Source organism: Providencia zhijiangensis, assembly GCF_030315915.2.
GTDB lineage: Bacteria > Pseudomonadota > Gammaproteobacteria > Enterobacterales > Enterobacteriaceae > Providencia > Providencia zhijiangensis.
On sequence record NZ_CP135990.1, the window covers coordinates 2,681,096 to 2,707,159 of the forward strand.

Genomic DNA, 26,064 nt, shown 5'->3' on the forward strand with positions numbered 1-26,064 from the left:
CTAAATTAATTTAAGCGGCCATGGCACTGCTTGTATTTTTTACCAGAACCGCAAGGGCATGGATCATTACGACCAATTTTATTACCTTGGGTTGCAATCTTCGCTTCTGCTTCTGTCATTAGCGATTCAGCTTCAGCCTCATGGCTTAAATGCTGTTTCTTCGCCAAACGTTCAGCTTCTTCACGACGTTGCTGCTCTAATGCTTCAACTTCTTCCGGTAAACGTACTTGTACTTTTGACAAGGTACTGATCACTTCATATTTCAATGCTTCCAACATATTGGCAAACATACTGAAGGACTCACGTTTGTATTCTTGTTTTGGATCTTTTTGCGCATAGCCACGTAAATGGATACCTTGACGTAAATAGTCCATGGAAGCTAAATGCTCTTTCCATAATGTATCCAGCGTTTGCAACATAACGCCTTTTTCAAAATTACGCATTGCTTCAGAGCTAACGATCTCTTCTTTACGCTGGTAAATTTCAATCGCTTTTTCCATGATACGTTCGCGCAAAGTTTCTTCGTGAAGTTCAGGCTCTTTGTCTAACCACTCTTGAATTGGTAAGTCGAGGTCAAAATCGTTCACTAAACGTTTTTGCAGACCATCAATATCCCACATTTCTTCCAGTGATTGAGGCGGAATATATGCATCAATAATAGTGGTAAAGACATCTTCACGAATGCTGTCTACGGTTTCTTTAATATCGCCGCCATCCAGCAGTTCATTACGCTGAGTATAGATAGCACGACGTTGGTCACTTGCCACATCATCATATTCAAGTAATTGTTTACGAATATCAAAGTTACGGCTTTCAACTTTACGCTGTGCGTTAGCAATTGCTTTTGTTACCCAAGGGTGTTCAATAGCTTCGCCCGGTTTCATACCCAGTTTTTTCATCATGCCCGTAACACGGTCTGATGCGAAGATACGCATTAAAGCATCTTCCATAGACAGATAGAAACGTGATGAACCAGCATCACCTTGACGTCCCGCACGACCACGTAACTGGTTATCGATACGGCGAGATTCATGGCGCTCTGTACCAATGATATGTAAACCGCCAGCCGCTAACACTTCATCGTGACGAATTTTCCAGTTCGCTTTGATTTCATCAATTTGTTCTTGCGTTGGGTTCTCTAGCGCAGCCACTTCTGACTGCCAGCTTCCCCCCAACATGATATCGGTACCACGACCCGCCATGTTAGTTGCGATGGTTACAGCGCTTTTTTGCCCTGCATTAGCGATAATATCAGCTTCCATTGCGTGGAATTTCGCATTCAATACGTTATGAGCAATTTTTGCTTTAGTCAGCGCATGCGAAATTAATTCAGATTTTTCAATTGAAATAGTACCAACCAGAACTGGCTGACCTTTGGCGGTTTTATCACGGATATCTTCAATAATTGCTTCAAATTTGTCTGCTTCAGTCATATAGACTAAATCAGGCATATCCTTACGAACCATTGGACGGTTAGTTGGGATAACAATCGTGTCCAGTTTATAGATAGAGCTAAATTCGAATGCTTCGGTGTCCGCAGTACCGGTCATACCCGCTAATTTTTCGTATAAGCGGAAATAGTTCTGGAAAGTAATCGATGCCAATGTTTGGTTTTCATTATGGATCTCAACACCTTCTTTTGCTTCAACAGCTTGGTGCAGACCATCAGACCAACGGCGCCCTTCCATTGTACGACCAGTATGTTCGTCGACAATAATGACTTGGTTATCTTTAACAATATAGTCAACATCACGAGTAAACAGTGCGTGTGCACGTAAACCTGCCATGACGTGGTGCATCAGCATAATGTTTGATGGTGAATAAAGCGACTCGCCTTCATCCATTAAACCAGCTTTTGCCAGTAATTCTTCAACCAGAACCAGACCGCGCTCTGTGATTGTTACCTGACGAGATTTTTCATCAACCGAGAAGTGACCTTCACCTTGGAAAGTGTCTGAGTCTTCTTTTTCTTGTCGAACGAGTTTCGGGATCAGTTTGTCCACTTTGATGTACAGATCCGAGCTATCTTCTGCTGGGCCTGAAATGATCAGTGGCGTACGCGCTTCATCAATAAGGATAGAATCCACCTCATCCACTAATGCGTAATGCAGTTTACGTTGAACGCGATCTTCTGGGCTAAATGCCATGTTGTCACGTAAATAGTCGAAACCAAATTCGTTGTTAGTACCGTAAGTAATGTCTTCCGCATAAGCTTGACGCTTTGCAGGTGGAGCCATACCCGATAAGTTAATACCCACGGTTAAGCCTAAAAACTCGAATAATGGGCGGTTATTTTCCGCATCTCGTTTTGCTAGGTAGTCGTTCACGGTAACAACGTGAACCCCTTTGCCTGATAATGCGTTAATGTATGCTGGCAGCGTTGCAGTCAGTGTTTTACCTTCACCTGTACGCATTTCTGCGATGCAGCGCTCGTTCAGTACCATACCACCGATTAACTGAACGTCGAAGTGACGCATACCGAAGACACGTTTACTTGCTTCACGCACTGTCGCAAACGCTTCAGGGATCATATTTTCAATGCTTTCGCCTTGTTTTAAACGCTCACGAAATTCTACGGTTTTGGCCTTCAGCTCGTCATCCGATAATTTCTCAAACTCAGGCTCTAACTTGTTAATTTTTTCCACTTCTTTACGCAGACGGCGCAGAGTACGGTCATTACGGCTACCAAATACTTTGGTTAATAGTTTAGTTAACATATTTTTTCTCAGGTAAATCAATTAATTATTTGAATTAGTGGTTTTTGACACGACGAGAAGCGACCCAATGGTAGGCTTTACATCGCTAAATGGATTTAGGCGAAAAAGGGTCCAGCCCGAATGCCATGTACCTGAGCAACCCAAATCGCGGGCTGATAAACAGTAAAGAGAGGGTAGATATGTTCGCTAGCTTGAGTCGTTGCCACATCCCATTGTAAAGATCGCTGCGCCAACATCGCGTACAGCGTATCTAACATTAATTGAGGGGCAAATAGCGTCTCTTTTTGTAGCTTACTTTTGTCGGTATCTTCATCTTCAGTTGCTGAAAAGGCAAAAGTCAGTTGGCGGATAACATTACGTACCGCATGTTGCTGCCAGTAATTGACCGAGTAAGAAGACGAGGATGAAGAGCGTTGGGAGTTCTGCTGCGCAAATAAGTTATCGAAAGCATTTACAGCTTGGCTTTGTCGATTCGCTGGCGCAGAATTAACTTGAGTTTGCTGAGATTCTGATAAGGCATTTAAAATTGTAGGCAAGCCAACACCCGTAGCCACAACACCTAATAACAGGTGGGACCAAAAGTATCGTCTACCTAAATGTCGCCAAAAATTTAAAATGCCCATCAAACTCTTATATAATTTATAGATTAAAGTATGATTCCCAATTATGTTCTGACATCTTTAGCAATCGCGTAAAATGAGAGTTCACAATGAGAGATAGTCATCCACAAGCACTTTTCGATGTTCTCGAAGAGTCTCTGGCGAAAACATCAAACACTTTACAAACTATTCAGCGAAATGCAAAAGCTATTCTAAAATTGAATCGTGTTGTAAAAAGTTTGCTGCCAGCAGAAATTAAACCCATGTGTCGAGTGGCAAACTACCGTAATAACATTATGGTTATCGAAGTGGCTAATGCCAGTTGGATGACCCGCCTTAATTACGAGAAAATGAATCTTACTTCTGCATTAAGGTCGTCTATTCTACCATCTTTATCTTCCATCGACATCAGAATCAACCCCGATCTTATACGAAAATCTAAGCAAAATAGCTCATTGAATAAGCAATCAGTGAATCAAAAAGAAAATCGTAATCAAAGACAGATTAGTACGCAGACCGCAGAGCAGTTATTAAGATTAGCGAAAAAGAGCCCGAAGGGATTAAAAGAGAAATTTGAGCGGCTGGCTGCATTAGCCGGAGAGAGTACTAATGCAACCAACAGAAAAGGCTAACCCTGGCTGGCAGAGATAGCCGCATAATAGAAACTATTATGCAAATACAGTCGAAGGCGCTTTGAATGCCAGAGGTAATTCAGCTTCGTCTTCAAAGGTCACTAGATCCCAAGCAGATTCTTTAGCCAGAACCGCTTGCAACAATTTGTTATTCAGTGCGTGACCAGATTTGAATGCAGTGAATGCACCAATAATGTTATGTCCACACATGAATAAGTCACCAATTGCATCGAGCATTTTGTGACGAACGAATTCATCTTCAAAGCGTAAACCATCTTCGTTGAGCACTTTATAGTCATCAACGACGATAGCACAGTCAAAACTACCGCCTAAGCATAGGCCTTTCGATTGTAGATATTCAATGTCACGCATGAAACCGAAAGTACGCGCGCGGCTAATTTGGTTTACAAAAGATTCTGCAGAGAAATCCATTGCATAGCGTTGCGTGCTGCTATCAATCGCAGGGTGTTGGAAATCGATAGTGAAATCTAGGCTAAAACCATTGTATGGGGACATTTCTGCCCACTTATCACCATCTTCAACACGTACAGTTTCTTTAATGCGTAAGAATTTCTTCGCACAATTTAATTCTTCAATACCGCCATCTAGCAGTAAGAAAACAAACGGTGCAGCACTGCCATCCATAATCGGGATTTCAGGCGCATTGACTTCAATAACAATGTTATCGATGCCTAATCCTGCTAAAGCAGCATTCAAATGTTCAACCGTCGAAATACGCACGTTATCTTCGTTGACTAAGCAAGTACATAACATAGTATCGCGAACTGATTTCGCATCTGCCGGAAAATCTACCGGTGGATTAAGGTCAGTACGACGGTAGATGACCCCGGTATTGGCCGGTGCCGGACGTAAAGTAAGCGTAACTTTCTTGCCGGTATGTAAACCAACACCAGTCGCTTTAATAATACGTTTAAGTGTCCGTTGTTTGATCATCGTATTTTCTCGCAATGTTATAAGTCCTACTGGCTATCTTAATTGATAACCAGTAGAAAATTTTAGCACAAAAAGCGGAAAAACCAATCTAATTAAAAATTAATCGGCCTGTTTACGCAAGAAAGCTGGGATATCTAAGTAATCCGGCTCTTTATTTACTTGTGTATTTTGGTCGTTAACGGCTTTTGCAGCTGGTTTTTCATCATTTAATGAAGACATGCTATTTTGCATTTGCTGATAGCGTTGCTCCATAGAAGCTTGCTGAGACATTTTATTGCTAACTAAAGTAATTTCTGGACGTTTGTCCATACCAATACCTGTAGCAACAACAGTCACGCGCAATTCTTCATGCATTTCTGGGTCTAAAGAGGTACCGATTACGACAGTCGCATTATCTGATGCGAATGCACGAATGGTATTACCCACTGTTTCAAACTCATCCAAGCGCAGGTCAAAACCAGCAGTGATGTTGACCAGAACACCACGCGCGCCAGACAGGTCGATATCTTCCAGAAGTGGGCTAGAAATTGCCATTTCAGCAGCTTCTTCCGCTCTATCTTCGCCACGAGCCACACCAGAACCCATCATCGCGTAGCCCATTTCTGACATCACGGTACGTACGTCAGCAAAGTCCACGTTCATTAAACCTGGGCGAGTGATTAGCTCAGCGATACCTTGAACTGCACCTTTTAATACGTCGTTAGCCGCACCAAAAGCATCCAGTAAAGAGATACCACGACCAAGTACTTTCAGTAATTTGTCGTTAGGGATAGTGATCAGCGAGTCAACGTGCTTGGATAGCTCAGTGATACCCGCTTCCGCGAATGCCATACGTTTTTTGCCTTCGAAATTGAATGGCTTAGTCACGACAGCAACGGTTAGGATACCTAATTCTTTAGCAACTTCAGCAACGACTGGCGCAGCACCAGTACCCGTACCACCGCCCATACCTGCAGCGATGAACACCATATCTGCGCCATCAAGAGCATTGCGCAGTGCTTCACGGTCTTCTTCCGCCGCGTTACGGCCAACTTCTGGGTTTGCACCCGCACCCAGACCTTTAGTAATACCTGTACCGATCTGAATGGTTTGTCCGACTGCGGTTTTACGCAGGGCTTGTGCGTCGGTGTTGACTGCAAAGAACTCAACACCTTCAATGCGCTCGCGTACCATGTGTTCAACGGCATTTCCGCCGCCGCCGCCAACGCCGATGACTTTAATCACCGCATCGTTGGTTAGCTCCATTGGTTCAAACATAATGTCTCTCCGTTTTGTGCTTACTATTGAAGCTAATAATATGCTTCTAAATAAAAATTAAAATTCTTTTCTCAGCCAGCTAGTGAGCTTACTAAACCACCCGCTAACTGAAGCACGTTTTTCCGTCTCGGTATCATCGCCAAGGTGGCTTTCTTTACCGTAATGCAGAAGCCCTACCGCTGTGGAGTAGTACGGCTCCTGAGCATAATCCGTTAATCCTGTTATATTAAGTGGGGTACCGATTCTGACCTGTGTATGGAACACTTTTTGAGCGCATTCAACTAACCCGTCAATTTGTGCTGCCCCACCGGTCAAAACTATCCCTGCCGCTAAGTGGTGTTTGACACCTTGCTGGCGTAACTGTTCCTGTAAATTTAAAATTTCTTCATTTACTAAATTTAACAGCTCAGTATACCGTGGCTCAATCACTTCCGCTAAGGTTTGACGCTGTAAACTTCTCGGTGGACGACCGCCAACACTCGGTACTTCCACCGTTTCATCTTTACTCACAATCGAACCGACTGCACAACCGTGACGCACTTTAATCGCTTCTGCGTCTGTTGGCGGCGTACCAAATGCGTAAGCAATATCACTTGTTACCACATTACCTGCGTATGGGATCACTTTGGTATGACGCAAAGCACCACCCGTATAAACTGCCATGTCCATTGTGCCGCCACCGACATCAACAACACAGACACCTAATTCGCGCTCATCTTCAGTCAACACACTGTAGCTTGCAGCAAGACCGGCAAAAATAAGCTGGTCAACTTTTAACCCGCAACGCTCAACGGCTTTCACAATGTTCTTTGCCATATCGTTATGGCAAGTGATCAGATGAACTTTAGCTTGCATGCGAACACCAGAAAGACCGACTGGATTTTTAATGCCTTCTTGGTAGTCAATTGCGAATTCTTGCGGGATAACATGCAAAATTCGGTGTTCGTCTTTAACTCGGACAGATTTCGCCGTATGAACGACGCTGTCCACGTCTTCTTGTGTCACTTCTTCTTCTGAGATTGGCACCATACCAATTTCATTTTGGCAGCTCACATGTTTACCCGATAAAGCAAGGTAAACAGAAGAAATTTGGCAATCTGCCATTAATTCAGCTTGGTCAATCGCTCTTTGGACGCATTTAACAACCGACTCAAGATCGTTAACGCCACCTTTGTCCATTCCGCGAGATGGACAGCTTCCCACCCCAATAATATTAACCATACCATCGGGCAGAATTTCTCCTACAAGGGCTGACACCTTGGAAGTTCCAATTTCAAGGCCTACCACTAATTTTCTGTCCGTCGCTTTAATCATTTGCTTCTGCCTATCTGCCTAATTTGAGTTATTAGCAATTTGTCTTATTGGAAGCCTTGCGGTGCGTCAACTAATAGAGGAGCCCACCCCACCGCTGCCCCACTGGTATAACGCAAATCAACATAGTCGACGCGTTTATCAGTCGTTTGCTGTAAAAGCGGATAAAGCTCGAGAAAACGGTTTAACCGCTCTAACACATCTTTTTTCCCAAGTTCGACTCTTACATCATTATCTAAAATAATCTGCCATGCATGGCGCGCTGTCATAGAAACGGATTTTAGTTTCAAGTTATTTTTCGCCAAAATACCACTTAGCACAGCAAATTCTTTCAAAACCTCTGTTTGGCTTCCTTGCGGACCATACAGCAACACATAATCGCCTTTACCATTTTGACTTGGTGGAAGGGTAAATACGCGCCCTTCTTGGTCGACCATGTTTTGGTCATTCCATCTTGCGTAGGGTTTGTACTCCGCAATATGGATTTTTAATTCATCCGGCCACTGTTTACGCACTGTAACTTGGCGTATCCATGGCATCATACTGATTTGGTTTTGAATCGCATTCACATCCACCGTCATAAAGGTTCCCGGCTGACCTAATGACAAAATTGCCTTTCGTACATCGTCATTGGTGGTGTAGTTGCGCTCTCCCGTTAATATCAGTTTGGACATTGGCAGCCTATCGGCATCCTTCATCCAGTTCATCACAGTCCAGCCGCTCCACACAATGGTGCCGACGACCATCAGGAAGAAAATCAATCCGCCCAGAAAAGCCCCATTACTTGGTCTTGAGCGCGGATCTTCATCTTGACCGCTATTCTGATTATGATGCCTTACGTTTAACGCTGCCTGTGACATATCAACTAGCCAATTCCAAAATACGTACCACTAACTGCGAAAAATCCAAACCGGCTTGACGCGCAGCCATTGGAACTAAACTGTGACTGGTCATTCCCGGCGAAGTATTCACTTCGAGTAAATAGAATTCCCCATCACTATCTTGCATCACATCAACCCGTCCCCAGCCACGACAGCCTACCGCTTGATAAGCTTGCATTGCGATATCTGCTAGTTTCGCTTCGAGGTCGCTTGTTAAACCACTTGGGCAGAAATATTGAGTCTCATCGGACAAATACTTCGCTTCATAGTCATAAAAAATACCCGGTGGCTGAATGCGAATCGAAGGTAGAACCTCGTCACCCAATACCGCTACCGTATACTCAGGACCACTTAACCACTTTTCAATCAATAACGTATCGTCAAACTGGAAAGCAAGCTCAATGGCTTCTGGCAGTGCATCCAGAGAGTCAACTTTGCTCATTCCAACACTGGAACCTTCCAAACTCGGTTTAACGATAAGTGGCAGTCCTAAGTGCTTAACTTGCTGAGCTAACTGCTCTTTTTTAATATTAGTATATTTCTGCTTGTTAAGTGAAATATATGGAGAAACACTTAGTCCAGCACCTTGCCAAAGTTGTTTGGTGCGTAGTTTATCCATACTCAGTGCAGATGCCATTACGCCACTGCCTGTGTATGGAAGCCCCAGAAACTCAAGCATACCTTGGATCGTGCCGTCTTCCCCGCCACGACCATGTAAGGCGATAAACGCTTTATCAAAACCAGCTTCTTTCAATGTCACAACAGGAAAATCTTGGGTATCAATTGGATGTGCATCAACGCCCGCTTGGCGTAATCCCGCCAATACAGCATTGCCAGACTGAAGTGACACTTCACGTTCAGCAGATGTGCCGCCAAATAGAACCGCGATTTTTTCTGTCATGCTTATTCCTCAACCATCGGTGGCTGTAATTTCGTTTCTGCTAGGTTTTTGGCTATTTTACCAATATTTCCTGCGCCTTGAACTAAAATTAAGTCGTTATCATCAAGAACTTGTGCCAGCATATGTGAAACTTGTTCAGGTTCTGCCACAAAGATAGGATCAACCTGCCCACGACTGCGGATTGTACGGCATAATGATCGGCTATCCGCCCCCGGAACCGGCTTCTCTCCCGCAGAATAAACTTCCAGCATTAGCAAGACATCTACCTGTCCCAGCACGTTTGCAAAATCATCGTATAAGTCACGAGTACGTGTATAACGATGAGGCTGGAAAACCATCACGATACGTTTATCTGGCCAGCCTGCGCGAGCAGCTTTAATGGTGGCATCCACTTCTGTTGGATGGTGACCATAGTCATCCACCAGCATCACTTCGCCTTCTTTGCCATTCACATTACGCAGCGCGTAGTTACCTAGGAAATCGAAACGACGACCTGTCCCTTGGAATTCCACGAGTGCAGACAAAATGTGTAAATCGTCGATGCCTTCTTCAGTTGCCACCGCAACAGCCGCCGTTGCATTAAGCGCATTATGGCGACCAGGTGCATTCAGCACGACAGTCAACTCTGGCATTCCTTCACGAGCAATCGTGAAAAAGCCTTGGTTCCCTTTTTGCTCGTACTTGGTGATACGAACATCCGCATCGTCACTAAAGCCGTAAGTGGTAATGTAACGACCGATTTTTGGTAATAATGAACGGATCACCGGGTCATCGATACACATCACTGCACGGCCATAGAATGGCAAGTTATGCAGGAAGTTGATGAAGGTATCTGTCAGGTTTTCAAAATTACCCTGATAGGTATCCATGTGGTCCGCTTCAATGTTCGTCACAACCGCAACTAGTGGCTGTAAATGCAAGAATGACGCATCGCTTTCATCCGCTTCAGCGATCAAGTAACGGCTGCTACCTAATCGTGCATGAGTTCCCGCTGATTTCACTAATCCGCCATTCACAAATGTTGGGTCTAATCCCGCTTGCGCGTAGATCCCAGAAATCATTGCCGTTGTCGTTGTTTTACCGTGAGTTCCCGCCACTGCGATACCATGACGGTAGCGCATTAATTCAGCCAGCATTTCGGCACGGCGAATAACAGGGATACGCAGCTCTTTCGCAGCTTGAATTTCAGGGTTCTCTGCAGAAATAGCCGTAGAAACTACCACCACACTCGCATTTTCAACGTTTTCAGGGCGATGATTAAAATAGATAGTGGCGCCCAACTCAGTTAGCTGCTGAGTCACCGCATTAGGTGCTAAATCTGAACCACTAATTTCATAACCTTCGTTAGCCAACACTTCAGCGATACCACCCATGCCAGCACCACCGATGCCGACAAAATGAATGTGCCGTACTCTACGCATTTCTGGCACCGATGTTCTTAATTTCGCTAACTGTTGTGTATTCACTGTATTTCCGCTTCTCTATAAATTCTGTCTACATTCTATTTTGTATGGCCAAGCTATTTGCGAGACTTACGCTATTTCGCAACATCGCAAATAACCGCCGCAACACGTTCGGTTGCATCCGTGATGGCACAGCTATAGGCTTTTTCTGCCATCGACAATAATTCGGTTCTATCCCATTTGTTAAGTAACTCAACAACGGCTTCAGGTGTAAACTGCGGTTGCTCAATAATCTTCGCAGCCCCTGCTTGTTCTAAAGGCAGTGCATTCCAATACTGTTGGCGGTCTTTATGCTGGAAAGGAACAAAAATCGCGGGTAAACCTGCCGCGGCTATCTCACTGACAGTTAATGCACCTGAACGACAAACCACAATATCAGCCCATGCGTAAGCTTGCGCCATATCATCAATAAATTCAGTCACTTTAAACTCAGAATTGCCTGAATTTTGCAAACAATCATTATACAGTGCTTCTGTCGATTCCTTACTGCCTTTTCCAGCCTGATGCCAGATATTTAACTGTTTGCTCACATTTCCAGCAACTGCAGGCATAACTTGATTTAAAATTCGCGCCCCTTGGCTACCACCTACAACTAATACGCGTATTGCACCTTCACGCCCTGCTAAGCGCTCTTGCGGTGCTGGCAATGCCAATACATCTTCACGCACTGGGTTACCTACAACGGGTGCATTAGGGAATGCGCCGGGAAAAGCTTGTAAAACACGTTTTGCAATTTTTGATAACCATTTATTGGTTAATCCCGCGATCCCATTTTGTTCATGGAGAACAACAGGAACGCCACATTGCCAAGCTGCTATCCCGCCGGGACCAGACACATAACCGCCCATACCAAGCACAGCATCGGGTTGATAGCGCTGAATAATGGTTTTCGCTTGGCGAATGGCTTTATAGATACGCCAAGGCGCACCAATTAATGCACCAATACCTTTACCTCTTAAACCCGAGATCTGAATAAACTCAATATCAATACCGTGTTTCGGTACTAAAGTGGCTTCCATGCGATCTGCGGTGCCTAACCAGCGAATTTCCCAACCTTGAGCCTGCAAATAATGCGCCACAGCTAAGCCGGGAAAAACGTGTCCCCCAGTTCCGCCTGCCATAACGAGTAATTTTTTTGCCTGACTCATTTGGAACTCCTTACAAACGCCTGAGCTTTCTCAAGTCGTGTTTCATAATCAATTCTAAGTAACACAGCGATCGCCGCTGACATCACTAATAAACTCGATCCCCCGTAACTGATTAACGGGAGTGTTAAACCTTTGGTTGGCAACATACCTGCCGCAGCGCCTACGTTAACTAATGCTTGGAAGGTAAACCAAATACCGATGGCACATGCGAGATACCCACCAAATAATTGGTTGGTCAGTAGTGCTCTACGCCCTACCATCATCGCTCTAAACGCCAGCATAAATACCATCAGTAGCACCAGAACCACACCCACGTAACCCAGCTCTTCAGCTAGTACAGAGAAAATAAAGTCAGTATGCGCTTCCGGTAAATATTCTAATTTCTGTACCGAGTTACCCAGACCTTGTCCGAGAAGCTCTCCTCGACCAAATGCCATCAAAGATTGCGTTAACTGATAACCGCTACCAAACGGGTCATCCCACGGATTTAAGAAGGATGTCACGCGGCGCAAACGATAAGGTTCAAAGATAATCAAAGCCAGTACGCCTACACCACAAACCGCGATACCGATAATAAACGGAGCTAAGCGCGCACCAGCTAAAAACAGCAACCCTAACGTAGTTACAACCAGTACAACTACCGTTCCCAAGTCTGGCTGCAACAGCAGCAATAACGCCATCATAATCAAAATACACATCGGTTTTACGAAGCCGAAAAACTTGGTGCGTACTTCATCTGACTTACGAACTAAATAGCTGGAAACGTAACAAAACAGCGCGAACTTCGAAATTTCTGCGGGCTGAATTTTTACAATACCGATATCAATCCAGCGCGATGCCCCATTGACGGAACTACCGGCAACCAACACAACCGCCAGCATACCCAATGCGCCCATCAGCAAAATAAAACTGTATTTTTCCCATGTGGCCATCGAGACGCGCATGACACCTAAAACCAGTAGAAATGCAACGACCAAATAGACCACGTCACGTTTAGCAAAATAGAATGGGTCATCCGTTAATCGCTGTCCGACTGGCATCGATGCGGAGGTCACCATAATGAAACCGATTGCCGCCAGACCGAATGCTAACCAAACCAATGTACGGTCGTAGAGCGTCGTGCCTGAAATCACGCCATTCTTTTCACCGATGATCCAGTTTTTTAAACGCAAGGCACCCGGTATGGTCATTAACCTAACTCCTTAGCGAGTTGAGCAAAAACATCACCCCGCTGCTCAAAACTTTTGAACTGATCTAAGCTGGCACATGCTGGAGATAACAGCACCATGTCGCCAGATTTTAACAACGGCGCAATTTGGCGCATACTCTGTTCCATCGTATCTGTCAGTACGGATTTTTCTGGTGCGAGTTCCGCTAATTGCTGACCATCACGACCAAAGCAGTACAAACGGTAGTTATCCGCCGAAATATATTCTTTGAGCGGAGAAAAATCAGCTGACTTGCCGTCACCACCCAGCAATAAGTAAATATAGCCATCCACATGCAAACCATTAAGTGCAGCTTCTGTACTGCCCACATTGGTTGCTTTTGAGTCATTGATCCAACGCACACCGCGATTGAAAAAGACCAACTGGAAGCGATGTACTAAACCGGCATACTCTTTTAAGACTTTAAGGCTAGCTTCACGAGGGATTGCCACAGTATCAGCTAAGGCTAGTGCAGCCAGTGCATTCATATAGTTATGCTGCCCAGTCAGATGCATTTGTGCCACATCCAACACCACTTCACCTTGAGCAACTAAGACACGTTTTTGCGTATCAAAGTAGTAATCACCGTTATTTAAACCAAAACTAGTGTATTGGCTAACGCTCTGGTCATGTGGAAGTGTTAGCGGATCTTGCGCGTTCACAATGCAGTGTTGTGCATTATCATAAATACGTAATTTTGCTGCGCGATATTGCTCAAGCCCCAATGGATAGCGATCCATATGATCTTCAGTCACATTCAACACGGTCGCAGCCGCTGCACGTAGGCTAGATGTGGTTTCCAATTGGAAGCTAGACAGTTCCAGCACAAACAGGCTATGCCCTTGATTGAGCAAAGAAAGTGCAGGAATACCGATATTCCCGCCCACACCAACGGAAATGCCCGCCGCTTTCGCCATTTCCCCCACGAGGGAAGTCACTGTGCTTTTACCATTAGAACCTGTGATTGCGACGATTGGTGCATCCGCCTCACGGCAAAACAGCTCGATATCACCCACAATCTCAATACCGTTACTTGCTGCTTCCTGTAACTGCGGTGTTGCCAACGCAACGCCTGGGCTGGCAACAATCAGATCGGCTTGTTGCAGCCATTCATTATTTAAGCTGCCACTATGGCAAGCAACATTCTCAGGCAGTTTATCAACACCAGGTGGCACAGCGCGGGTATCCATCACGCGAGGAACAACCCCACGAGCAAGGAAAAAGTCAACGCAGGAAAGCCCAGTTAAACCTAGGCCGATAATCACTACGTTTTTACCCTGATACTGCTGAACCTGTGAACCAATCATCTTAACGCACCTTCAATGTTGCTAGTCCAATCAGAACTAACATGAGAGAGATAATCCAGAAACGCACGATAACGCGTGGTTCTGGCCAACCTTTCAATTCATAGTGATGGTGAATTGGTGCCATACGGAAAATTCGTTGGCCACGTAATTTGAAGGAGCCAACTTGTAAAATTACCGACAGTGTTTCAACCACAAACACACCGCCCATGATGACTAATAAGAATTCTTGACGCAGTAAAACAGCGATAGTTCCTAATGCTCCACCTAATGCTAAAGAGCCTACATCACCCATAAACACTTGTGCTGGGTAAGTGTTGAACCATAAGAAGCCTAAACCGGCCCCAACAATCGCCGTACACACAATCACTAACTCCCCCGCGTGAGGTAAGAACGGAATGTGTAAATAGTTAGCAAAGTTAACGTTACCCGTTGCCCATGCTACTAACGCAAAACCTGCGGCAACAAATACAGTTGGCATAATCGCTAAGCCATCTAAGCCGTCCGTTAAGTTAACAGCGTTACTGGTTCCAACGATAACGAAGTAAGCCAGTAAAATGTACAGCACGCCTAATTGCGGCATCACATCTTTAAAGAAGGGAACAACCAGCTGAGTCGCTGGTGTGTCTTTACCAATAGCGTACATAGAAAATGCAACGATCAGCGCCAGTGCGGACTGCCAAAAATATTTCCAACGTGCGATAAGGCCACGGGAGTCTTTTCGAACGACTTTGAGGTAATCATCCGCAAAGCCCACAAGACCGTAGCCGACTAAAACGAGGAGCACACACCACACATAGGGGTTATCCAAACGCGCCCACAATAAAACGGATACGCTAATAGAGAACAGGATTAAAATCCCACCCATTGTTGGGGTGCCACGTTTACTAAAGTGTGATTCAGGGCCTGCATCACGGACAACTTGGCCAATTTGCATTTTTTGCAGGTAAGCAATCAGACGTGGTCCCATCCACAAAGCAATACCCAATGCAGTCAGCAAACCGACAATGGCTCTGAACGTCAAATAGGAGAAGACGTTAAAAGCAGAAAATTTATGAACCAATAATTCGGCTAACCAGACTAACATTCGAAGCACTCCTTCAATGCATTCACGACATCTTCCATCGCGGAGCTGCGTGAACCTTTAACTAAAATAGAAACAACATCATTCTGCTGTGCTAGCGGAATTAGTCGGGTTAATAAATCTTGTTTCGCTGTAAAATGCTCGCCACGTTCGCTAGATTGGCTAATAATTTCGCTTAACTGTCCAACACTGAGAACTTTATCTAACCCCGCTTGTTTCGCGGCTAAACCAACTCGCTCATGACACTCGTGGGCATAATCACCAAGTTCACCCATGTCACCGACAACGAAAATGCGATAGCCCGGCATTTTCGCCAGCACATTAATCGCCGCAATCATCGAACCATCATTGGCATTATAGGTATCGTCCAGTACGACTTTCGTCTCACTTAAACTCACTGGAAATAAACGCCCAGGTACTGCTTTCGTGGTGGCAATACCTTGTTTGATATCGTCTAAGGTTGCCCCCACAGAGATGGCTAATGCACTTGCCGCTAAAACGTTGGCAATGTTATGCACACCCGGTAATGGCAATGTGATTTCAACCTGCCCTACCGGCGTATGTAGTGTGAAATCCGTTGTCAGCTGTTTGATTTGAATATCTGAAGGATAGAAATCCGCTTTTTCAGTCAGTGAGTAATACCAAACGGTTTGACGAGGGTTAAATTTCCACTTATCAGAGTAGCTATCTAAATTCACAATCGCCGTGCCTTCTTCTGGCAGACCTTGGTAAATTTCACCTTTGGCTTTAGCCACACCTTCAGGGGAACCAAAACCAGCAAGATGCGCACCAAATAAGTTATTCACGAGTGCAGTTTCTGGCTTAACGATGTTGGTCGTGTATTCAATTTCATGTGGGTGATTAGCCCCCATTTCGATCACAGCAAATTGGTATTCATCCGTTAAACGGAATAGTGTCAGTGGAACACCAATATCATTATTCAAGTTACCTGCGGTATATAACGTTTTACCGCGTTGCGCCAGAATCGAGGCTGTCATCTCTTTCACGGATGTTTTGCCGGAAGAGCCGGTCAACCCGACCACTCTCGCTTTAGATTGTTGGCGAACCCAAGCGGCGATTCGCCCCATCGCAATACGCGTATCTTCAACAATTACCTGTGGGCAGTTCACATCCAATTGATGGTCAACTAACAGTGCTGCCGCGCCAGCATCAACGACTTGATCGGCAAAGTCATGGGCATCAAAACGCTCGCCTTTTAAGGCAATAAACAGACAGCTAGCGTCTATTTTACGGCTATCCGTACTCACGCTTAATAACGCTAATTCGTTATTGCTCGCTTTTTCAATGCGACCGTGAGTGATTTTCGCCAGTTGGGTTAAGGTCATCGGGATCATGCCATCACCCCCAACAATCTTGCGACGGTCAAGCGGTCTGAATAATCTAAACGGCGAGAACCAATGATTTGATAATCTTCATGGCCTTTACCTGCCACTAAAATCACATCATCAGGTTGTGCTTGTAAGATAGTATTGGTAACAGCTTCTGGACGTCCTGGGATCGCGAATACACGGCTAGAATCCAAAATACCCGCCATGATGTCGTTGATAATATCCAGCGGATCTTCGCTGCGAGGGTTATCATCGGTGATCACCACTTTATCAGCGTATTGTTCAGCAGAAGCGCCCATCAGTGGGCGCTTGCCTTTGTCTCTATCACCGCCACAACCAAAGACGCACCACAGCTTGCCTTTACAATGTAAACGCGCTGCCGCTAACGCTTTTTCTAATGCGTCAGGGGTATGAGCATAATCCACAACCACAGTTGGCTTGCCTGCAACGCTAAACACTTCCATACGGCCACAGACTGGCATTAATGCGCCTGTTGTCGCTAAAAGCTGCTCTAATGGGTAATCCATCATTAATAGCGTCGCCATCGCCAGCAATAAGTTGCTTACGTTAAACGCCCCCATTAATGGGCTTTCAAATGAACCTTCACCCCAGCTTGACGTGAAATGAATGGTTGCGCCTTTATCGTGATAGTCCACATCAGTGGCTTTTAACCATGGGCCTTGCCAGTTAGCCGGAATACGATTTTCCATTGTCACGGCACAAGCTTGCGGCAAGCGCTGCAACCACTTCAGCCCGACTTCATCATCAGCATTAATAATTTGAGTTTTGGTTTGATGAGTAGAGAACAGCAACCATTTTGCAGCTTCGTAATTTGCCATATCACCATGGTAATCAAGGTGGTCACGGCTTAAGTTAGTGAATACTGCCGCGTCAAATTGTAGCGCAGCAACACGACCTTGCACCAAGCCATGAGAAGAAACTTCCATCGCCGTCAACGTCGCTTTTTTATTCAGTAATTGAGTCAGTTCTAATTGGATATCAACAGCGGAGCCCGTGGTGTTCTCACTTGGAGAAACTTGCCCCAGTAGCCCATTACCGACCGTTCCCATCACTGCTGATGTTTCGCCTAATCCTTTTGCCCATTGGGCAATTAATTGCGTGGTGGTGGTCTTACCGTTGGTCCCCGTCACACCCACTAACTTCATTTGGGATGAAGGTTGATGGTAGAACTCACCCGCTAATGCGGATAAACGGTTGTTTAGGTCGTTAAGATAAATGACAGGCACACCATGAATAAAGCGAATTTCGCCTTCTTCTGCTTCGCCTTGTGCTTCTGCGATAACTGCAGAAACCCCTTGCGCGATAGCTTGAGGAATATAGTGTCTACCATCTGACTGATGGCCTTTTACAGCAATAAACAGATCGCCCGCGGCAGCCTTTCGACTGTCTAGCGTCATCTCTCGTAAAGAGACATTTGTTGTACTCACACCAAATGGGGCGAGGAGTTCACAAAGATTACGATCTGCCACTTTTAACCTCTTTTTGACTGTTCACGATTTCACTTTTATCGTCTGTTTGCAATGCATCTGGCTCAACGTTCATGAGACGTAAAACCCCGCCCATGATAGAACCAAAGATAGGTGCAGATACTGCACCTCCGTAGTACTTACCGGCTTTTGGATCGTTGATTAACACAACGAGGGCATAGCGCGGGTTGCTTGCGGGAGCAACCCCTGCGGTATAAGCGATATATTCGTTGATATAGCGCCCTTCAGGTCCAACTTTTTTGGCGGTACCTGTTTTAATTGCAATACGATAGCCTTTAATTGCGGCACGTGTTCCCCCGCCACCTGGCAGAGCAACACTTTCCATCATGTGCACAACGGTGCGCATTATTGGCTCAGGAAACACTCGCGTCCCCGGAACAGGCGGGTCGACTTTAGTAATCGATAACGGGCGATATATCCCGAAACTACCGATCGTTGCATAGGCACGCGCAAGTTGTAATGGAGTCACCATCTGCCCGTACCCAAAAGAAAAGGTGGCCCTTTCTAAATCAGACCACCGTGTTTTTTTACTTGGAAAGATGCCACTACTTTCCCCGACTAACCCCAGATTAGTCGGCTTGCCAAACCCAAAGCGGCTATACACGTCCACCAGCTCTGTGGCAGGCATCGCTAACGCTAATTTTGAAACACCAACGTTACTCGACTTCTGTAAAATACCGGTAATTGATAACTCTGCGTAACGCGCAACGTCTTTGATTTCATGACCATTCACGCGGTACGGATAGGTATTTAATACGGTATTTTCTTTCACAATTTTGTTTTGTAGCGCACTCATCACCACAAGTGGCTTAACGGTTGAACCTGGTTCAAAAATATCCGTGATAGCGCGGTTACGCATGAAATCCATCGGCGTACCCGCGAGATTATTTGGGTTATAGGATGGACTGTTTGCCATCGCTAAGATTTCCCCAGTATTCACATCCACAAGGATTGCCACACCGGACTCAGCTTTGTTCTCTTGAACACCTTTTGTTAGCTCGCGATACACAATAGATTGAATACGCTCATCGATACTGAGCATCAAGTTATGGGCTGCTTGGCTATCGACGGAAGAGACGGTCTCAATCACACGGCCATTACGGTCTTTACGTACCGTACGTTCACCCGGAGAACCTTTTAACCAACGGTTAAAGCTTTTTTCCACCCCTTCAATACCTTCACCATCGATATTTGTCACGCCTAGTAAGTGAGCCGTCACTGGACCTGATGGGTAATATCGGCGAGATTCTTTACGTAAATAGATCCCTGGAACTTTTAGTTTGCGGACATATTCACCGATGGAGGGGTTAACTTGACGAGCGAGGTAAACAAAGCGCCCTTTCGGGTTAGCAGAAATTTTGGTGGTGATTTGTTCAAGAGGAATATCTAATGCATCGGCGAGCGCTTTCCAGTGTTCATCGTTACTTACGCCGCCTTTTTCAAAGACTTCTTTAGGATCAGCCCAGATAGCGTTAACCGGGACACTGACTGCTAATTGGCGACCTTCACGGTCACTGATCATTCCTCGAGCCGTTGATACTTCTTGAACGCGAAGGGAGCGCATGTCTCCCTCTTTTACCAGTTTTTCCGGGGCAATAATTTGTAGGTATGCAACGCGAGTCAACAACCCTGCTAATGCCAACCCAATACATCCACACAACAAAACAAAACGCCAGCGAACAAAGCTGGTGACTTCTTCTGTTTTCTTGTTCTTAGCGGGTTTGGTTGCTTTCATTCTTAACCTTCGTTATTGCTTGGAAACAATAATATTTTCTTGGGATGGCTCAACATGAACCATTTGCAATTTTTCAACAGATAAACGCTCAACACGGCTGTGACTGGCTAACGCATTCTCTTCAAGGATCAAGTTTCGCCATTCGATATCGAGAAAATCTTTCTCTTCGTACAGCTTATCTTTGGCGGCAGTCAGCAGTCGTGTTTCATGAGCGGTGGTCACCACAAACACAGCGCTAATCACTATCGCGGCTAGCAAAATCATCGGAATAATTCCGTAACGAAATAAATCGCGACCGATGACTCTGGCTAAACTGTGTCTTTCTGGTGTCATTACTCTACCGCTCTCTCTGCAAAACGTAACACCGAGCTACGTGCTCGTGGGTTTTCGTCAATTTCACTCTCGGAAGGCTTCATTTTGCCTAGTGCACGTAATTTAGCGGCACCTAGCTCTTTGATTTGCGCTTCTGTCAGTGGAATCCCCGCAGGAACAGAAGGTCCGGTACTGTTTTGACGAATAAAGCGTTTTACTAATCTGTCTTCCAATGAATGGAAACTGATCACCGATAAACGCCCTTCAGGTGCTAAAACAGACATCGCACCATTTAATGCTTTCTCAATCTCTTCCAGCTCGCTATTGATATAAATACGAATCGCTTGGAAGCTGCGGGTTGCTGGGTGCTTGTGTCGGTCTTTAATCGGACTGACTTTGGCAATCAGCTCCGCCAAGTGGCGTGTACGCGTTAACGGTTCTTCTTCGGGATTATGGTTACGCTCAACAATGGCTCTTGCGATACGCTTTGCAAAACGCTCTTCACCAAATGTTTTGAGCACCCATGCGATATCGTCTGCTTCCGCGTTCATCAGCCATTGCTGCGCGGATTGACCACGCGTTGGATCCATACGCATATCCAGTGGCCCATCACGCATAAATGAGAACCCACGCTCTGGATCATCTAACTGCGGCGAAGAGACGCCGAGATCCAGCAACACACCATCAATCTTGCCTACTAAGTCTTCTTCTTCCACATAATCTGCAATTGCTGAAAATGGGCCATGCTTAATCATAAAACGTGGGTCATCAATCCCTTGAGCGGCTTTAATCGCCTCTGGGTCACGGTCAATGGCAATCAAGCGACCTTGATCTCCTAGTTGGCTTAAAATCAAGCGAGAGTGCCCGCCACGACCAAATGTGCCATCAATATAGATACCATTTGGTTTAAGATTTAAGCCGTTCACTGCTTCATCGAGCAGTACTGTTACGTGTTTAAATTGCTGCTGTGTCATTGTTATAGTGACAAATCCTGTAGACGGGCGGACAGCGGTTCGTCGGCTAGACGCTCAGCAGCGATGTCAGTTTCCACCTGCTGGTACCACATCTGTTCATCCCAAATTTCAAATTTATTTATTTGGCCCACCAACATGACCTCTTTTGTTAGCCCTGCGTGTTGACGCAGCGTGCTAGCTAGCAAAAGACGTCCTGCATTGTCTATCTGACATTCACTGGCATGACCAAGTAAAAGGCGCTGTACTCGACGTTCTGCGGGATTCATGGTGGATAACTTAGACAGTTTTTCCTCAATGATTTCCCATTCGGGTAAGGTATAAAGCAACAGGCATGGCTGGTGAAGGTCAATGGTACACACCATTTGCCCTTTCGATTCCTCGCTCAGCATTCCTCGATAACGAGTAGGCACGGTTAGTCGCCCTTTGCTGTCGAGATTAACCAGTGTAGCCCCACGAAACATACCTGATTTTTCCCCTTTATTTCCAACTGCCCCACTTTACCCCACAATTCTCCACTTATAAAGTTTACGAATGGTATGAAAACGTTGTCAAGCCAGCCGCACGTAGCTTTAGCTTTATTTACAGAACGTTTTAGAAAAGAAAAAGTTGGAAAAAATCTTACTTGGAAAGAAAAAGAGAAATAACGAGTTGATATAATTCACTTATTTATAAAACGCAGGTAAAACATATTTAAATCTATTTCATTGCTGCAAAATCATACAAATTTGAGTAAATGATATATACGTCTCATTTTTAATCAGTTTATTTCGTGTCTATTCTTTACCTTTTGATCATCATTTATTGATGATTATTTAAACAAAACTACCAAATAATACGTATTATTATATAAAATCATTATATTTCAATACATTAAACAACTGTTTTAATTCACAGTGTTATTTTACTGACAATAATTTGCTCATTGTATTTATCGGTTTTTTTATGGGTTAAAAAAATTTAATTCGTCAAAAAACCAATCGATGCAAAATAATCAAAAAAAGTATTAGGAAAATTCCTAAAGTGAAATATTTACAGGATAACGCAATAAAAAAATCGCAATCACCCATAAATTTCACCAAAAAAAAGCCCCTAATAGATAGGGGCGGATATATTACTAAGAATCTTGGTTAACATCACTAACTATTAAACCGGTTTTTTCACCAGTGGATAAGGTTTATCCACTACTGTTTGCGACCTAAACTACCACGGCGACATAAGTCCCTGCGAATTCGACGAATTCCAGTTTCTGGCTTCTGTTTCTCGTCTAGGCTGGCTAATACCAATTCTAAAATACGCTCTGCAATATCACGGTGGCGCTGAGCGAGAGAGAGCACAGGACAACCGAGGAAATCCAGTAATTCGTTATCACCAAAGGTGCTGATAACCATGTTTTCAGGTAAGCGGCCATTGCGTTTCAATGCCACATCCAACACGCCTTGCAGCAAAGAAAATGACGTTGTGAATAATGCATCCGGCATCGCGTTACCGCTATCTAGCCATTGGGAGAAAACGTCGGCCGCGGCATCACGCTCATAACTATTGGCGTATAAATAATTGACTTCGCGAGTGTCCCCTTCCCATGCTTTACGGAAACCTTGCTCACGTAGATAGCTAACAGAAAGTTCAGGTAATGCCCCGAGATATAAGACCGATTCAGCTGAGAATTTACGTAATTCTTTAGAGATCATCAGAGCATCTTCTTGGTCGTCACCGACCACGCTAATGAAATGCTCTTTTTCTAATGCTCTATCCAGCGCGATGATAGGCAGTGAACGGTTCGCCCAGCGCTGATAAAACGGATGTTCAGGAGGTAATGCGGTAGACACAATAATCGCGTCAACTTGGCGCTGCAGTAAATGTTCCACGCAACGAATTTCGTTGTCAGGTTGGTCTTCTGAACACGCAATTAAAAGCTGATATCCGCGCTGACGAGCTTGTCTCTCAAGATAATTGGCGATACGGGTATAGCTAGTATTTTCAAGATCAGGGATCACCAACCCGATTGAGCGAGTGCGACCTGCGCGTAACCCTGCAGCGACTGCGTTTGGATGGTAATTGTGCTCTCTGACGACTGCCATCACTTTTTCTACAGTTTTATCGCTGACTCGATACTGCTTGGCCTTGCCGTTGATCACATAACTAGCCGTTGTGCGGGAAACACCCGCTAGACGGGCTATCTCATCCAGTTTCACGTTAACCTCTTTGCAATTTGGGAAACAGCCCCGAGTCATTCGAGGCCTTAATCCGCTCTATTCTACCTGCGGCGGATAAATTTTTCATCGCATAATTTTATCGCCACGAGAAACACCAACAATCCCTGAGCGTGCAACTTCAACAATTTCAGCAACACCACGCACAGCTTCAAGGAATGCATCCAGTTTATCGCTTGTTCCTGCGAGCTGAACGGTGTACAGCGTTGGTGTCACATCCACGATTTGCCCACGGAAAATATCGGCACTTCGCTTAATTTCATCGCGCCCATAACCGGAAGCTTGTAGTTTCACTAACATGATTTCACGCTCGACATGAGCTGATGCGGTCAGTTCACTCACACGCAACACATCCACCAGTTTATGCAACTGTTTTTCAATCTGCTCGAGCACCTTGGCATCCCCTTTTGTCTGGATGGTCATCCGTGACAATGTCGGATCGTCGGTCGGTGCTACGGTCAAGCTTTCGATGTTATAACCGCGCTGTGAAAACAACCCAATCACGCGAGATAATGCCCCTGATTCATTCTCTAGTAACACTGATAAGATACGACGCATGATCAAGTCCTCTCCGTTTTACTTAACCACATTTCATCCATTGCTCCACCACGGATCTGCATTGGGTAAACATGCTCAGTTTCATCAATATTAATATCTACAAAGACCAGACGCTGGTTTTCATTCACTTCGACTAGCGCTTGTTTCAGCTTATCTTCAAGTTCATCAGGGGAGGCAATTGAAATCCCCACATGCCCATAAGCCTCAGCTAATTTTGTGAAATTTGGCAATGACTGCATATAGGACTGTGAGTGACGACCTTGATAAATCATGTCCTGCCACTGTTTTACCATGCCCAAGAAACCATTATTCAGATTCAGGATCAGTACCGGCAATCCATATTGCAGCGCAGTTGAAAGCTCTTGAATGTTCATCTGAATACTGCCGTCGCCAGTCACGCATACAACCGTGGATTTAGGGTGTGCTAATTTAACCCCTAAAGCAGCTGGCAAACCAAAGCCCATGGTGCCTAAGCCCCCTGAGTTGATCCAGTGCCGTGGTTTATCAAACGGATAATAAAGTGCAGCAAACATTTGGTGCTGCCCCACATCTGAGGTCACATAAGCTTCACCGTTGGTTAAGCGGTAAATAGCCTCAATGGCTTGTTGCGGCTTCACTTTACTTGGGTTTAATGCATATTTTAGGCACTGTTTTTCGCGCCAAATACCGATCTCCTTCCACCACGTTTGCAGTGCAGCGGTATCTTGCTCGGCAGCCGCATGATCCAGTTGAGCAATCATCTGTTCTAACGTGAGTTTTGCATCGCCAACAATGGGAATATCCGCTTTGACTGTTTTCGAAATTGAGGTTGGGTCCACATCAATTTGGATCACGGTTGCATTCGGGCAATATTTTTCTAAGTTATTGGTTGTTCGGTCGTCAAAGCGAACACCTACCGCAAAAATCACATCAGAATGATGCATCACTTTGTTAGCTTCGTAGGTGCCATGCATTCCGAGCATACCCACAGATTGTTGGTGAGTTTCGGGAAATGCGCCTAGCCCCATCAACGTTGATACCACTGGCAACTGAAGTTTTTCAGCTAATGTCATTAGCTCCGCGGAGCAATTGGCATTGCTCGCACCGCCACCGATATACATCACTGGATTCTTCGCCGCGACTAATTTGGTCAACGCTTTCTTAATTTGGCCTTTGTGCCCTTGTAAGGTCGGATTATATGAGCGCAATGAGACGGATTCAGGGTAGCGATAAGGGAATTTAGCGGCCGGATTCACCGTATCTTTTGGAAAGTCGATCACCACAGGCCCTGGGCGTCCACTCGCCGCAATATAGAACGCTTTTTTGATGGTTTCAGGGATCTCTTTCGCGTGTTTGATGAGAAAACTATGCTTCACGATTGGGCGCGAAATACCCACCATATCGCACTCTTGGAACGCATCGTTCCCAATTAATGAACTGGCGACCTGCCCCGATAAAACCACCATGGGTACAGAGTCCATATACGCAGTCGCAATACCGGTTATCGCATTGGTTGCGCCGGGTCCTGACGTTACTAACACTACGCCCACATCCCCTGTTGAGCGCGCATAGCCATCGGCCATATGCACCGCAGCTTGCTCGTGACGAACTAAAATATGCTCTACGCCACCCACGGTATGCAGTGCATCATAAATATCAAGAACTGCGCCTCCCGGATAGCCAAATACGTGTTTCACTCCTTGGTCAATCAATGACTTGACGACCATTTCTGCTCCCGACAACATCTCCATGAGTTTGCCCTCAGACTATTTGCAAGTTAACAGAGAGCCGAACAGCCCTCTTTAATTTTTATTAAGTTAGTCATAAATTCAGCTCTTAACATATCCCTACCATTTGTGGGACGCAAATTTGATTTCGTAGAGAAATTAAGGAAGATTTCATTTTGTCTTGAACATGAAAATTCGGCAGATTCATTGACTAGTTTTCAATCAAAATAGAGCGAAAATAACTAAAAGGTAA

At 45.1% G+C, this 26,064-nt stretch carries 22 protein-coding genes; 1 reads left to right on the forward strand and 21 read right to left on the reverse strand.

Features of this window, described 5'->3' with window-relative positions; translation table 11 throughout:
• Positions 1–5: 5 nt before the first annotated feature.
• The gene (gene secA, locus QS795_RS12335) at positions 6–2,717 is read right to left on the reverse strand and encodes a preprotein translocase subunit SecA (RefSeq protein WP_036951189.1); all 2,712 of its coding nucleotides are present in this window, start codon (positions 2,715–2,717) and stop codon (positions 6–8) included.
• Between the two features lie 95 nt (positions 2,718–2,812).
• A complete protein-coding gene (gene secM, locus QS795_RS12340) occupies positions 2,813–3,340 on the reverse strand; it encodes a secA translation cis-regulator SecM (protein ID WP_154602537.1) in 528 nt (175 codons plus the stop codon).
• A gap of 86 nt (positions 3,341–3,426) precedes the next feature.
• Here secM and QS795_RS12345 point away from each other — a divergent pair, with 86 nt between their 5' ends.
• Positions 3,427–3,948 carry a DUF721 domain-containing protein gene (locus QS795_RS12345; protein ID WP_154602536.1) on the forward strand — a complete coding sequence of 174 codons (522 nt, stop codon included), beginning with the start codon at positions 3,427–3,429 and terminating at the stop codon, positions 3,946–3,948.
• Between the two features lie 36 nt (positions 3,949–3,984).
• On the opposite strand, the gene lpxC is transcribed toward QS795_RS12345, so the two are convergent.
• The 19 genes from lpxC to ilvI all read right to left on the reverse strand — a co-directional run bounded on the left by lpxC (position 3,985) and on the right by ilvI (position 25,835).
• The gene (lpxC, locus tag QS795_RS12350) at positions 3,985–4,902 is read right to left on the reverse strand and encodes a UDP-3-O-acyl-N-acetylglucosamine deacetylase (protein WP_006660764.1); all 918 of its coding nucleotides are present in this window, start codon (positions 4,900–4,902) and stop codon (positions 3,985–3,987) included.
• A 99-nt stretch (positions 4,903–5,001) separates the two neighbouring features.
• Positions 5,002–6,159 (reverse strand): cell division protein FtsZ, encoded by a 1,158-nt coding sequence (gene ftsZ / locus QS795_RS12355; RefSeq protein ID WP_036951193.1) that lies wholly within the window; start codon positions 6,157–6,159, stop codon positions 5,002–5,004.
• Between the two features lie 57 nt (positions 6,160–6,216).
• On the reverse strand, positions 6,217–7,473 hold the full coding sequence (gene ftsA, locus QS795_RS12360; protein ID WP_036951194.1) for a cell division protein FtsA: 1,257 nt from the start codon (positions 7,471–7,473) through the stop codon (positions 6,217–6,219).
• Between the two features lie 44 nt (positions 7,474–7,517).
• Positions 7,518–8,330, reverse strand: coding sequence for a cell division protein FtsQ (gene ftsQ, locus QS795_RS12365; RefSeq protein WP_154602535.1), 813 nt, complete (start codon positions 8,328–8,330; stop codon positions 7,518–7,520).
• A gap of 1 nt (position 8,331) precedes the next feature.
• Positions 8,332–9,252: a D-alanine--D-alanine ligase gene (locus QS795_RS12370; RefSeq protein ID WP_154602534.1), complete on the reverse strand. Its 921-nt coding sequence runs from the start codon at positions 9,250–9,252 to the stop codon at positions 8,332–8,334.
• Positions 9,253–9,254: 2 nt separating this feature from the next.
• Positions 9,255–10,673, reverse strand: coding sequence for a UDP-N-acetylmuramate--L-alanine ligase (gene murC, locus QS795_RS12375; protein ID WP_154602698.1), 1,419 nt, complete (start codon positions 10,671–10,673; stop codon positions 9,255–9,257).
• A 116-nt stretch (positions 10,674–10,789) separates the two neighbouring features.
• Positions 10,790–11,863 (reverse strand): undecaprenyldiphospho-muramoylpentapeptide beta-N-acetylglucosaminyltransferase, encoded by a 1,074-nt coding sequence (gene murG / locus QS795_RS12380; RefSeq protein WP_154602533.1) that lies wholly within the window; start codon positions 11,861–11,863, stop codon positions 10,790–10,792.
• Complete coding sequence (gene ftsW / locus QS795_RS12385; RefSeq protein ID WP_154602532.1) at positions 11,860–13,053, reverse strand: cell division protein FtsW; 1,194 nt, start codon at positions 13,051–13,053, stop codon at positions 11,860–11,862. The genes murG and ftsW overlap by 4 nt, the downstream gene beginning before the upstream one ends.
• Positions 13,053–14,378: a UDP-N-acetylmuramoyl-L-alanine--D-glutamate ligase gene (gene murD, locus QS795_RS12390; RefSeq protein WP_286269119.1), complete on the reverse strand. Its 1,326-nt coding sequence runs from the start codon at positions 14,376–14,378 to the stop codon at positions 13,053–13,055. Before murD ends, ftsW begins: the two co-directional genes overlap by 1 nt.
• A 1-nt stretch (position 14,379) precedes the next feature.
• Positions 14,380–15,462: a phospho-N-acetylmuramoyl-pentapeptide-transferase gene (gene mraY, locus QS795_RS12395; protein ID WP_154602530.1), complete on the reverse strand. Its 1,083-nt coding sequence runs from the start codon at positions 15,460–15,462 to the stop codon at positions 14,380–14,382.
• Positions 15,456–16,814 (reverse strand): UDP-N-acetylmuramoyl-tripeptide--D-alanyl-D-alanine ligase, encoded by a 1,359-nt coding sequence (murF, locus tag QS795_RS12400; protein ID WP_181477412.1) that lies wholly within the window; start codon positions 16,812–16,814, stop codon positions 15,456–15,458. Before murF ends, mraY begins: the two co-directional genes overlap by 7 nt.
• On the reverse strand, positions 16,811–18,298 hold the full coding sequence (gene murE, locus QS795_RS12405; RefSeq protein ID WP_181477413.1) for a UDP-N-acetylmuramoyl-L-alanyl-D-glutamate--2,6-diaminopimelate ligase: 1,488 nt from the start codon (positions 18,296–18,298) through the stop codon (positions 16,811–16,813). The genes murF and murE overlap by 4 nt, the downstream gene beginning before the upstream one ends.
• Positions 18,285–20,051: a peptidoglycan glycosyltransferase FtsI gene (gene ftsI / locus QS795_RS12410; protein WP_154602528.1), complete on the reverse strand. Its 1,767-nt coding sequence runs from the start codon at positions 20,049–20,051 to the stop codon at positions 18,285–18,287. Before ftsI ends, murE begins: the two co-directional genes overlap by 14 nt.
• Before the next feature lie 12 nt (positions 20,052–20,063).
• Positions 20,064–20,384 carry a cell division protein FtsL gene (gene ftsL, locus QS795_RS12415; protein ID WP_036951205.1) on the reverse strand — a complete coding sequence of 107 codons (321 nt, stop codon included), beginning with the start codon at positions 20,382–20,384 and terminating at the stop codon, positions 20,064–20,066.
• Positions 20,384–21,337 carry a 16S rRNA (cytosine(1402)-N(4))-methyltransferase RsmH gene (gene rsmH, locus QS795_RS12420; protein ID WP_286269126.1) on the reverse strand — a complete coding sequence of 318 codons (954 nt, stop codon included), beginning with the start codon at positions 21,335–21,337 and terminating at the stop codon, positions 20,384–20,386. Before rsmH ends, ftsL begins: the two co-directional genes overlap by 1 nt.
• A gap of 2 nt (positions 21,338–21,339) precedes the next feature.
• A complete protein-coding gene (gene mraZ / locus QS795_RS12425; protein WP_154602526.1) occupies positions 21,340–21,798 on the reverse strand; it encodes a division/cell wall cluster transcriptional repressor MraZ in 459 nt (152 codons plus the stop codon).
• Positions 21,799–22,518: 720 nt separating this feature from the next.
• Positions 22,519–23,529, reverse strand: a complete 1,011-nt coding sequence (gene cra / locus QS795_RS12430) for a catabolite repressor/activator (RefSeq protein ID WP_181477415.1) — start codon at positions 23,527–23,529, stop codon at positions 22,519–22,521.
• An 84-nt stretch (positions 23,530–23,613) separates the two neighbouring features.
• A complete protein-coding gene (ilvN, locus tag QS795_RS12435) occupies positions 23,614–24,105 on the reverse strand; it encodes an acetolactate synthase small subunit (protein WP_154602524.1) in 492 nt (163 codons plus the stop codon).
• Between the two features lie 2 nt (positions 24,106–24,107).
• Complete coding sequence (ilvI, locus tag QS795_RS12440; RefSeq protein ID WP_318626515.1) at positions 24,108–25,835, reverse strand: acetolactate synthase 3 large subunit; 1,728 nt, start codon at positions 25,833–25,835, stop codon at positions 24,108–24,110.
• Between the last annotated feature and the right edge of the window lie 229 nt (positions 25,836–26,064).

Excerpts from the sequence above, each read along its gene's own strand:
- secA (WP_036951189.1), bottom strand. The coding sequence starts at position 2,717 with ATGTTAACTAAACTATTAACCAAAGTATTTGGTAGCCGTAATGACCGT.
- secM (WP_154602537.1), bottom strand. The coding sequence starts at position 3,340 with ATGGGCATTTTAAATTTTTGGCGACATTTAGGTAGACGATACTTTTGG.
- QS795_RS12345 (WP_154602536.1), top strand. The coding sequence starts at position 3,427 with ATGAGAGATAGTCATCCACAAGCACTTTTCGATGTTCTCGAAGAGTCT.
- lpxC (WP_006660764.1), bottom strand. The coding sequence starts at position 4,902 with ATGATCAAACAACGGACACTTAAACGTATTATTAAAGCGACTGGTGTT.
- ftsZ (WP_036951193.1), bottom strand. The coding sequence starts at position 6,159 with ATGTTTGAACCAATGGAGCTAACCAACGATGCGGTGATTAAAGTCATC.
- ftsA (WP_036951194.1), bottom strand. The coding sequence starts at position 7,473 with ATGATTAAAGCGACGGACAGAAAATTAGTGGTAGGCCTTGAAATTGGA.
- ftsQ (WP_154602535.1), bottom strand. The coding sequence starts at position 8,330 with ATGTCACAGGCAGCGTTAAACGTAAGGCATCATAATCAGAATAGCGGT.
- QS795_RS12370 (WP_154602534.1), bottom strand. The coding sequence starts at position 9,252 with ATGACAGAAAAAATCGCGGTTCTATTTGGCGGCACATCTGCTGAACGT.
- murC (WP_154602698.1), bottom strand. The coding sequence starts at position 10,673 with ATGCGTAGAGTACGGCACATTCATTTTGTCGGCATCGGTGGTGCTGGC.
- murG (WP_154602533.1), bottom strand. The coding sequence starts at position 11,863 with ATGAGTCAGGCAAAAAAATTACTCGTTATGGCAGGCGGAACTGGGGGA.
- ftsW (WP_154602532.1), bottom strand. The coding sequence starts at position 13,053 with ATGACCATACCGGGTGCCTTGCGTTTAAAAAACTGGATCATCGGTGAA.
- murD (WP_286269119.1), bottom strand. The coding sequence starts at position 14,378 with ATGATTGGTTCACAGGTTCAGCAGTATCAGGGTAAAAACGTAGTGATT.
- mraY (WP_154602530.1), bottom strand. The coding sequence starts at position 15,462 with ATGTTAGTCTGGTTAGCCGAATTATTGGTTCATAAATTTTCTGCTTTT.
- murF (WP_181477412.1), bottom strand. The coding sequence starts at position 16,814 with ATGATCCCGATGACCTTAACCCAACTGGCGAAAATCACTCACGGTCGC.
- ftsI (WP_154602528.1), bottom strand. The coding sequence starts at position 20,051 with ATGAAAGCAACCAAACCCGCTAAGAACAAGAAAACAGAAGAAGTCACC.
- ftsL (WP_036951205.1), bottom strand. The coding sequence starts at position 20,384 with ATGACACCAGAAAGACACAGTTTAGCCAGAGTCATCGGTCGCGATTTA.
- rsmH (WP_286269126.1), bottom strand. The coding sequence starts at position 21,337 with ATGACACAGCAGCAATTTAAACACGTAACAGTACTGCTCGATGAAGCA.
- mraZ (WP_154602526.1), bottom strand. The coding sequence starts at position 21,798 with ATGTTTCGTGGGGCTACACTGGTTAATCTCGACAGCAAAGGGCGACTA.
- ilvN (WP_154602524.1), bottom strand. The coding sequence starts at position 24,105 with ATGCGTCGTATCTTATCAGTGTTACTAGAGAATGAATCAGGGGCATTA.
- ilvI (WP_318626515.1), bottom strand. The coding sequence starts at position 25,835 with ATGGAGATGTTGTCGGGAGCAGAAATGGTCGTCAAGTCATTGATTGAC.